Genomic DNA, 2693 nt, shown 5'->3' on the forward strand with positions numbered 1-2693 from the left:
AACTGAGGTCATGACTAAGGCTAGAGTGACCATTGCCTCATCCCAAGCACCAATAAGACCAATGACAAGCAATGAGACGAAAGAGGCGATACCCAAACGTCGCCCAGCAAGCTGCCAAGTAATCAGTAATACAATCAACAGCATAAGTGGAGCTGGTGTTGAAATCAGTGTGGTTTGGAATGAACTGAGTATGAAATCAATAGGCACACGAATGGCTTGAAATAATGGCCGACCATGCTGAACCAGTCCATTAATGGCGGTTTCTACCCAGTGATCAAAAGGGATATGGGCCTCTTTAAATGGGTGTAACCAATCAAACGGTTCGGTGGTGACTGGTGCGGCATTGAGCCAATCATTAGCGGCGGTGGCACTTGAGGTGGTTGACCATGGGTCGCTGCTGACCGTTTGAGTCGCTGCTCCCCAAGGATCTGCGGCGTTTGCCGCGGCATGACTTGTTTCCGTGGTCATAATTATTCTCTATCTAAAGTTTGCAGTAATCGTGATTTTGTGATGACGCCAAAATATTTCCGTTGTTCATCCACAACAGGAACAGCATAAGGCACACTGGCCACTTGGCTAATTAAGTCGCCGACGGAAACATCAGGGTGAATGGTCACCGTGTCTGATAATAAAGCGCTGTTAAGAGAGCGTTGCTCTTTTTTGGCGGCTTTTAGCGAGTCAAGTGAAACAATGCCGGTGTATTTATTGGTGCGATCAACCACAATGCCAAATTCTCGCTCATTATCTAGTAGCAATTGCAGGGCGGTTGCTGGGCCATCGTTATCATGTTTTTTAAAGACCGCCGCAGGTTTTTTACGCGCGATATCTTTTGCACTGAACACGCTAGCGATATTGACGCCGCGGAAAAAGGAACTGACATAATCATTTGCTGGTTGATGCAGTATTTCATCCGGAGTGCCGACTTGTACCACCACACCATCCTGCATAATAGCGATGCGATCCCCGATGCGCATCGCTTCATCTAAATCATGAGAAATAAAAACAATAGTGCGCTTGTCATCATTTTGTAGACGAATCAGTTCGTCTTGCATTTCACTACGAATCAAAGGGTCAAGGGCGGAGAAAGCCTCATCCATTAATAAAATATCGGGATCATTGCTGAGCGCTCTGGCGAGCCCAACGCGTTGTTTCATACCACCAGAAAGTTCATCAGGGTAGGAATCACAGTAAGCTTCTAACCCGACTCGCTCAAGCGCTTGACGGGCGATTTGGTGGCGCTCTTTCTCATCAACACCTGCTAATTCAAGGCCAAAAGCCGTGTTCTCTATCACGGTCATGTGTGGCATGAGGGCAAAGTTTTGAAACACCATGGAGATACTTTGACGACGAACGGTTCTTAACGCTTGGTCAGAAATTGTGGCAATGTCGTTTCCTTTGAGTAAAACGCTCCCTCGGGTCGGTTCAATCAAACGGTTTAATAATCGAACAAGGGTCGATTTTCCGGAGCCTGAAAGCCCCATGATCACAAAAATCTCCCCTTCATTAATCGATAATGACACATCTTTAACCCCAACGGTCAGGCCTGTTTTTTCAAAGATTTGATCTTTATTCAGGCCTTTTTCGATGAGAGGGAACGCTTCATCTGGTGTCTCTCCAAACACCTTATAAAGGTTCTTCACTTCCAGCATAGTTGACATCTTTATATCCTTTATCTTTGTCAATATGACACAATGAAAATAGAAAATATGCATAGAACACTAAACATTGTTTTATGGCTTTTCAAGTTTTTATTGGTGCTGCTAGTGTGTAATTTTAGTTAAAATGTTGTTTTTTAAAGAAAATAAAAAATACAAAAAAAAGTGTTTTAATTTGAGGTAGAATGTTTTGGGTGGGGTGGTTTTTTCTCACTGCGCCTGCATATAAACTGATTTAGCGGTATGATGTGACGGTGAAATTGATGTAATTGAGGAGCGTAACGCGTGCGACAATTTTGGATGGTGCTATATGGAGTGGTTTTGCTGTTGGGCAGTACGACAAACCTTTTTGCTCAAGAGCAACAAGCCGTGCCTTACTCGGAATCACCGATATTAGATAGGCCCTTAGTGGAACGGTATATTTTAGATGAGTTAAAAGCGTTACGTCAGGATCAACAGGATCTAGAACGGCGTTTGACGATTCAGATCACGGATCGAGAGTTGGCTGTTGCTGACAAATCTCTCAATTATTCTAATGTCACCGTGACCTATTTTTTCTATGTAATTGCGGGGGTCGCTTCACTGGTCGCCTTAATTGGTTGGCAATCATTAAGAGAGGTAAAGCATAACACTCGAGAAATGGCCGATAAAAAACTTAATAAAATAGCTCAAGAATATGAGCGGAAATTTGTCGCGTTAGAGCGTGATCTTAAACGCAAAAGTAGCATCATCAGTGAAAATAACCGAGAAATTGAAATTATCAATGAGATTCATAATTTGTGGTTGCGTTCGCAGAATGTACAAACAGCCGAGCAACGAATCGAAGTGTATGATGAAATTCTTAAGATTCGCCCAGGCGATCTAGAAGCATTAACTTATAAAGCTGATGCGGTCATGGAGATGCAGGAGTACCATTGGGCAATGAGCTTATGTAATCGAGTGCTCGAGTTGGATGAAAGTAATGGCCCTGCACTGTATCAGCGAGCTTGTGCTTATGCTCGTTTAGGGGCTGAAGAACAGGCGTTGGAAGATATTCAG

Annotated in this window: 3 protein-coding genes; 1 reads left to right on the forward strand and 2 read right to left on the reverse strand. The window is 43.6% G+C overall.

Going from position 1 to position 2693, the window contains the following annotated elements:
• The coding region (locus B7C60_RS17435) for an ABC transporter permease (protein ID WP_483887744.1) at nucleotides 1-468 on the reverse strand (468 nt) is incomplete at its 3' end.
• Nucleotides 469-470: 2 nt separating this feature from the next.
• Nucleotides 471-1658 carry a glycine betaine/L-proline ABC transporter ATP-binding protein ProV gene (proV, locus tag B7C60_RS01350; protein ID WP_099610107.1) on the reverse strand — a complete coding sequence of 396 codons (1188 nt, stop codon included), beginning with the start codon at nucleotides 1656-1658 and terminating at the stop codon, nucleotides 471-473.
• A 297-nt stretch (nucleotides 1659-1955) separates the two neighbouring features.
• Here proV and B7C60_RS01355 point away from each other — a divergent pair.
• A partial coding sequence (locus B7C60_RS01355) for a tetratricopeptide repeat protein (RefSeq protein WP_245868383.1) occupies nucleotides 1956-2693 on the forward strand: 738 nt, incomplete at its 3' end.

It is taken from the genome of Vibrio fujianensis (genome assembly GCF_002749895.1).
Classification (GTDB): Bacteria; Pseudomonadota; Gammaproteobacteria; order Enterobacterales; family Vibrionaceae; genus Vibrio; species Vibrio fujianensis.

What these genes read in the sequence shown, in the direction of transcription:
- proV (WP_099610107.1), bottom strand. Translation starts at nt 1,658, where the DNA reads ATGTCAACTATGCTGGAAGTGAAGAACCTTTATAAGGTGTTTGGAGAG.